This is a genomic window from Actinoplanes sp. NPDC048791 (assembly GCF_040650095.1).
Lineage (GTDB): Bacteria > Actinomycetota > Actinomycetes > Mycobacteriales > Micromonosporaceae > Actinoplanes.
In genome coordinates this window covers 1-6,397 of record NZ_JBEZGQ010000463.1, presented here as the reverse complement: position 1 = coordinate 6,397, position 6,397 = coordinate 1, and the positions used below count along the sequence as shown (strand labels likewise).

General features: G+C 71.5%; 5 protein-coding genes and 1 pseudogene. 3 read left to right on the top strand and 3 right to left on the bottom strand.

Features of this window, described 5'->3' with window-relative positions; genetic code table 11:
* Positions 1–552: alpha/beta fold hydrolase (locus tag AB0C29_RS28025; RefSeq protein ID WP_360826018.1), on the top strand; the 552-nt coding region annotated here is incomplete at its 5' end.
* Here AB0C29_RS28025 and AB0C29_RS28020 read toward each other — a convergent pair.
* Together AB0C29_RS28020 and AB0C29_RS28015 are read right to left on the bottom strand one after the other, a co-directional pair.
* Positions 539–3,823 (bottom strand): TIM-barrel domain-containing protein, encoded by a 3,285-nt coding sequence (locus tag AB0C29_RS28020; protein WP_360826015.1) that lies wholly within the window; start codon positions 3,821–3,823, stop codon positions 539–541. The genes AB0C29_RS28025 and AB0C29_RS28020 overlap by 14 nt on opposite strands.
* An 89-nt stretch (positions 3,824–3,912) precedes the next feature.
* The gene (locus AB0C29_RS28015) at positions 3,913–4,452 is read right to left on the bottom strand and encodes a hypothetical protein (protein ID WP_360826012.1); all 540 of its coding nucleotides are present in this window, start codon (positions 4,450–4,452) and stop codon (positions 3,913–3,915) included.
* Positions 4,453–4,625: 173 nt separating this feature from the next.
* On the opposite strand from AB0C29_RS28015, the gene AB0C29_RS28010 reads away from it, so the two are divergent.
* Positions 4,626–5,258, top strand: coding sequence for a hypothetical protein (locus AB0C29_RS28010; protein ID WP_360826009.1), 633 nt, complete (start codon positions 4,626–4,628; stop codon positions 5,256–5,258).
* Positions 5,259–5,331: 73 nt separating this feature from the next.
* Here AB0C29_RS28010 and AB0C29_RS28005 read toward each other — a convergent pair whose 3' ends face one another.
* A complete protein-coding gene (locus AB0C29_RS28005) occupies positions 5,332–5,730 on the bottom strand; it encodes a hypothetical protein (protein ID WP_360826006.1) in 399 nt (132 codons plus the stop codon).
* A gap of 116 nt (positions 5,731–5,846) precedes the next feature.
* On the opposite strand from AB0C29_RS28005, the pseudogene AB0C29_RS28000 reads away from it, so the two are divergent.
* Positions 5,847–6,397 (top strand): annotated as a pseudogene (locus tag AB0C29_RS28000) (hypothetical protein); the annotation flags it as partial.

Genomic DNA, 6,397 nt, shown 5'->3' with positions numbered 1-6,397 from the left:
CTAGCCGCGGCGCTGGCCGGGCGCGGTCTCACCGTGCTGCTCGTCGACTACCGCGGCTACGGCGGCTACCCCGGCAGCCCGACCGAGGAGGGCCTGGCCCAGGACGTCGACGCGGCCCGGGCCTACCTCGTCGACCGGGCCGGGATCCCGGCCGAGCGGCTGTTCTACTTCGGCGAGAGCCTGGGCGCGGCCGTGGTGACGGCCCTGGCGGCCCGGCAGCCGCCGGCCGGGCTGATCCTGCGGTCACCGTTCATCGACCTGCCGGCGGCTGGTCAGGAGCACCATCCGTTCCTTCCGGTACGGCTGCTCATGCGCGACCGGTTCCCGGTGCGGGACCACATCGGCGGGATCACGGCACCGACGCTGGTCGTCTACGGAACGGCCGACTCGGTCGTCCCGCCTACGCAGAGCAGGGCCGTGGCCGACAGCGCGGCGGGACCGGTACGGGTTGTCGTGGTCGAGGGCGCGGACCACAACGATGCGTCGCTGCTCGACGGGCGGCAGCTCATCGACGCCGTGACGGAACTGACCGCGCCGCTCAGCCCACCGTGAAGGTTGTCGTGTACGGCTCGCGGATCGGCACGCCCGCGGCGCCGGTGCTGCTCACCTGCGCGACCGTGAGCGTGTACGACCCGGCCGCCAGCGGGGTCGCCGGTGTCCACACCAGCGTTCCCGGCGTGGTCTCGGCCGCCGTGCCCGGCACCGCGCCGCCCGGGCCGGTGACCGTCACCGAGCCGCTGTAGTCGGCGCCGGCCGGCTGGATGTCACGCTGGAACACGATCGTGGCCGCGGTCGCGGTCGTGGTGGTGGTCACGACCAGCGGGTCACGCCAGTACTGGACGGCCAGGTGGGTGTCCGGCACGCCGGGCTCGCCCCACGCGGTGGAGGTGTCGTCGACCAGCATGGTGCGGGTGATGCCACCGTCCACTGTGACGTTGCGGTTGTTGGTGCCGGTGATCGATCCCCACTCCTCGACGGTCTCCCAGCTGCCGCGGGTGTACTTGTACTGGATGTCCGTCCCGTCCAGCACGGTGATGGTGGCCTCCCAGATCCCGTCGCCGCGGTTGGTCATCGCCTGCTTGGCGGGATCCCACGGCCCCAGCTGGGCGATGTTGCCGGGCACGTAGAGCGTCGCGTCCGCCGGCGTGCCCGCCGGGGCACGCACGCGGAAAGTGACATCGACCGGCCGCACCGGGACGCTCAGGGAGGCGGGCAAGCTCGCGCTGCTGCCGTCGGGATTGCGGTACGCGAGCCGGGCGACGACATCAGCGGTACGCGGTGACGGGCCCACCGGCGTGACGTCGTACGTGACGGTGAAAGTGGCCCCGGGCGCGAGCGACGCCGCGGTGACCGGTGTCCGCGGGGTGATCACCCAGCCCTCGGGGGCGGTCACCGTCGCCGCGAGCGCGCTGATCGCACCCGGGCCCCGGTTCCGCGCGGTCGTCACCAGCCGGCTGGTCGCCCCTGACTGCAGCCCGTCCGGCGCGGTGAAGGTCAGGTCGACGGCGGGCTGCTGCGCCACGGTGAGCGGGCGGCCGTCGTGGGTGACGGTCACCGACCGGGTGCCCGCCGTGGCCGGCGCCTCCACGGTGAGCAGACGCTTGCCGCTGTCGTAGGTGAACCGTGCGGGACGCCCGGCGACGGTGACGACGTGGGGGCGGGAGACGCCGGCGAACTCGACCGTGTAGCGGCGCGCGGCCGGAGCACCCGGGTAGGTGCCGGTGACCGGGCCGACGGTGAGGGCCGAGCGGCGGCCTTCGTCGTAGCGCACCGGGATCCGGACCTGCTGCCCGCTGCGGTAGCCGAGGCCCTCGCCCGCGTCGTCGTACACGGTGGTGCGGCCTGACGCGTGCGGGTAGACGGTGAGCCGGAGGCGGTCGCGGGCCTGCCCGGCCACGTTGGCCGCCGGGTGCGCTCCGGCCACGATGCCGCCGGCGCGGGCGTACACCGGCATGTGGTCCGGGGTCGCGGCGACCGTACGGGTCGCCGGCCCGCGGAACGTCTCCCCGGTGAAGATGTCGGTCCACGTGCCCGGCGGGAACCACACCGGCGTGGTGGTGCTCAGCCCCGGCGCGGTCACCGGCGCGACCAGCAGCGAGTCGCCCAGCAGGTACTGGGTGTCGTGCCGGTACGCCTCGTCGAGCTCGGGCCAGTCGAGGTACAGCGCCCGGGCCATCGGCAGTCCGGTGTCGTAGGTCTGCCGCGCCGCCGTGTACAGGTACGGCACCAGCGACTCGCGCAGGCGCAGGAAGTCCTCCGCCGGCTCGCCGACCGTGTCCGCGTACTCCCAGGGCAGCCGGTCGCCGTGGTCGGAGTGCAGCCGCAGGATCGGCTGGAACGCGCCCAGCTGCACCCACCGCAGGTAGAGGTCGTCGGGCAGGTGCTTGCCGGCGAAGCTGCCGATGTCGTGGCTGACGTACGACACCCCGATGCTGGCCTCGGCCGGGGTCATCGCCGCGGCGAACCGCAGCGTCTCCCAGTCCGGCCGGGTGTCGCCGGTGAAGTGCACGGTGCTGCGGTGCTCGGCCCACGGGCCGGACGGGCCGGGCGTCGTGTACGCCGGGAAGGAGGCCCCGATCCGCGACAGCGAGAAGCCCCGCAGCCCGCGTGCCTCCCCGTCGCGCCGGTACAGCTCGTTGACCCAGCTGTCAGCGGTGACGCCGGGCGTGCTCACGGTGCTGTCGTCGCAGCAGTAGTCCAGCCACCACTGGCGTACACCCTGGTTCTCGAAGGGTCTGTGCAGCTGGGTCCAGGCGGCGGCCTGGTCCGGATCGGTCCAGTCGAAGCGGTACGGGTTCGGCGCGAAGCTGCTCGCCGCGGGCGTGAGCTTGCCCTTCGCGGTGGCCTGGGCCTCGGCGAAACGCGGGTCGTCGCCGGAGATGGCGGCGTGCACGTTCAGGGTCGCGGCGATGCCCCGGCGGTCCAGGCCGTCGAGGAACTCGTCGGGTTTCGGGAACAGCCCGGTGTTCCAGTTCCAGCCGGCCCACTGGTTCGGCGCCTTCCAGTCCGTGTCGAGCACCAGGGAGTCGAGCGGCACGTCGTGTTCGCGGAAGGCGGGCAGCAGCCGCTGCTCGTAGTCCTCGGCGCTGTAGGCCTGGTACTTGGAGAACCAGGTGCCGAACGCCCACTTCGGCGGGAGCAGCGACGGCCCGGTGAGCGCCCGGAGGTCGGCCAGCCCGCGCCGGTAGTCGTGGCCGTAGCCGAACAGGTAGCCGTCCTGGTAGCTGCCGGTGCGCGCCGGCCGCGCCGAGACCCAGTTCTGACCGGTACGCACCGCGGTGCGGGTGTCGTCGAGCAGATACCAGCCGCTGCGGTTGAGCATGCCCGGGTGCAGGGTCAGCTGGTCGACCGGCCCGGCCTGCCCCTCGTAGTAGTCCATGCCCCGGTACCAGCCGCCGAGCGCATCGTCCCGCGCGGGCGAGCCGAATTCGGGGTGCACGCTGGTCGTCCGCCGGCCGACCCGCAACTCCATCGTGGTGTTCGCCGCTGAGACCGGGCCGCTGTCGAGCCGATAGCGCAAGGTCACCGCGGCGGTACGCACCCGCAGCTCACCACCTCGCGTCGAGGCGGTGAACCAGGTCCGCCCGGGATCGCGGTTGACGGCGTTGAAGGTGGGACGGTTCTCGAAGGTGTCGTCGGCCGCGTACTCCAGCCGCAGCAGGGTGGGGGTGAGCACCTGCACGCGCAGGTGACCGGCCCGGACGGTCTGCCCGTGGACCTCCGGCGCCCGGGGCGCGGCGAGTGCGGTGCCGGGAGTGGCCACCAGGAGCAGCAGGAAGGCGAATAAGCCCGCGAAACGGGTGCCACCGACATGCCGGGACATGGCCGACCCCCTGATCACGTAACAAGCACGTCACACAGTGCAGCGAACTCTGCGCCGGGGTGGCATCGCTGTCAATAGGTCGACGTCGATCAGACCGTACGGCCCTCGAGGTGGTGGCCCGCCAGTACCCACGGGGAGCCGGTGCTCGACAGGATGAGCACTCCGGTGTGCAGCGGGGTCAGCTCGGCGACGTCGCGGTCGTAGCGCTGGATCCGGACCACGGTGATGGTCACGGGCTCGCCGGTCTCGCGTACCCGGAGGAACCGGCTGCCCGGGCGGACCCGGCCCCCGACGCAGCGGACGACCACCGGGAGTCCGTCCTCCACGGCCGGGCAGACCTGCTCGATCCAGACCTCCGCCTCGCCGTTGAGCTGGCAGCGGGCCAGCCGCCACAACTCCTCGAAGGTGTCGGCCGCCATCTCCTGCGGATTCGTCCCGACACTGCGCACCTCGGCATGGTCGACCGCCGCGAGGTAGGTCCCGTCGTCGGCGCGCATCTCGATGCGGCGCAGCACTTCCTGATCAGCGCCCACTTCGTCGTACGTCCACCGGGCCGCGTCCCGGTCGGCCCGGCGGCGCTGTCGTTGCGGCCGGCGCTCGGGCCAGTACGAGCGGACGTAGGTCACCACGGGCCCAGTCTGCCATCGAGGCCGGTCGGTTCCGGCGGACCCGCCACCTGCCGGCAATAGGCCGAACCGCCGACAACTCGAATTCACGGCTGTCCGGACGGTTGACGGCTATCGCGTGCATGTCATTTCCGAATGGATTAACGAGCTTGCCCCAGGGATCTGACCGGTTGAGTGTGGAAGCAGTTCTGGCGCATTTCCGCAACGGCACAGGAGTCCCCATGATCAAGATTCTCCGGCCTCGGCAGACGACGACCGGCGAGCGGACGGCACGAGGCCGGCGACTGTCCGGCCGCTTCCTGCTCGCGGCCACCGCGGCCGCCCTGCTGGCCTCGGCCCTGTTGACCGGGCCCGTCCAGGCCGCCCCGCCCGAGCAGGCGCGACTCGGCTGCAGCAACCCGTTCGGGCTCGGGCGCTACAACACGCAGCTTCCGGCACCCAAGTTCTTCTTCGGCCCGATCGGATCGGGCCCGCGCCCGGTGGTCGGGAACGGCCGGATCTCCGTTTCCGGATTGAGCTCCTGCGCGAAAGGAAAGGTGCAGTTCCGACTCGAGAGCAAGGTGTGTGGATTCTGGGGGTGCAATTGGCATTCCCGGACCCAGACTCCGGTCATCGACCTTCCCGAGAACGGCGTGGTGGCCCGGGATCTGCAGACGCCGTGCCGCGCCGGTTCGCACACTTATCGCGTCATCGCCAGGATGACCCATGTGCAGCTCGGCTTCAGCAAGACACCGGCGGGCAACCGGGTGCCTTACCTGGAATCCAAGCTGGACATCAAGGAGGGCGCGGCCGCCAGGCTGTCCTGTTGACCGACGGTCTCCGGCGGTCGCTCGTCGAGCGGCCGCCGGGCGCCCGGGTCGACGCCGGCCGGTGCTCTGCGGGTCACGGCAGGCAGCTCGCACCGGGGATGCCGGTGGAGAGCTCGGTGCCCGCCTTGCTCACCACGTTGACCGAGTTGATGTCGCCGGTGTACGCGACCTTCCCGGCCGCCTCGCAAAGTTCCTTGCCGGTCGCGGTGTCCTCGTCGTCCAGCTCGGTAGCGATCACCACGGTCGTGCACTGCCCTTCCACGATCACGTCGGAGACCTCCGAGCTGCTCAGGTGCTTCCGGACCGTGGCCGCAATGTCGCCGCAGTCCTCCTCGGCCGGTGCTGTCGTCGCCTGCGCCGGGGGCGGGGCCTGGTCGGCGGCCTGCTCGGCAGCACCGCCGCAGCCGGACAGGACGGTGATGCCGCCGAGGATCAGGGCGGCGAGCGCTGACGTGCGCTGGAGTCTGGTCACGTGTTCGGATCCCGTCCCGCTAGTTGAATAGAGTGAAGCTCTACCAAATATAGCCGGAGCGCCGCCGGGGAGTCGATTGATCGTCAGGTGCCAATTTCGGGCTGAGGGTTCCGTCGATGGCGATCGTCACGCAGAATGACTCCGGGGACACTATGAGTGAAAAAGTCTTGCCGACGCAGGTGCTGACCGAGATCGACAGTTCGGTCCGTGAGACTCGCTTGAAAGGTGTGGGCGAGCTGGAGCGGCTCGCGAACGGTTCCGATCTCGCCATGGCAGCTGCCGCCCGGCGCACGCTGATGCGGCTGACCCAGGAGGACAGCCGCAGCATCGCCGCTGCCGCTGCCGCCGCCCTGGAGCGGACCGCCCTGCGGCTCAATCCGGATCAGGTCCACTTCGGCCAGGTCGCACCGGGGACACCCCGGCTGGTCGCGGAGGTTCTCGTCGAAGGACCGCCGCTGGCTGCCGCGGCCGCCGTCACTGTTTCGGGGCCGGGGTTGCGAGCCGTGCTGAACGGCCGCCGGTTGCGGATCGGCTGGCTGCCCGCGTCCGACTGGCTCGACGGCACCGTCACGGTGCGTGGTCCCGCCGGTTGGGCCGACGTCCAGGTCACCGGCCAGGTCACCGCACCCGCGCCGATGCCGCGGGGCGAGGTCGAGGAGGAGTTCGC

Coding starts and splice junctions, on each gene's coding strand:
- AB0C29_RS28020 (WP_360826015.1), bottom strand. CDS start 3,823: ATGTCCCGGCATGTCGGTGGCACCCGTTTCGCGGGCTTATTCGCCTTC.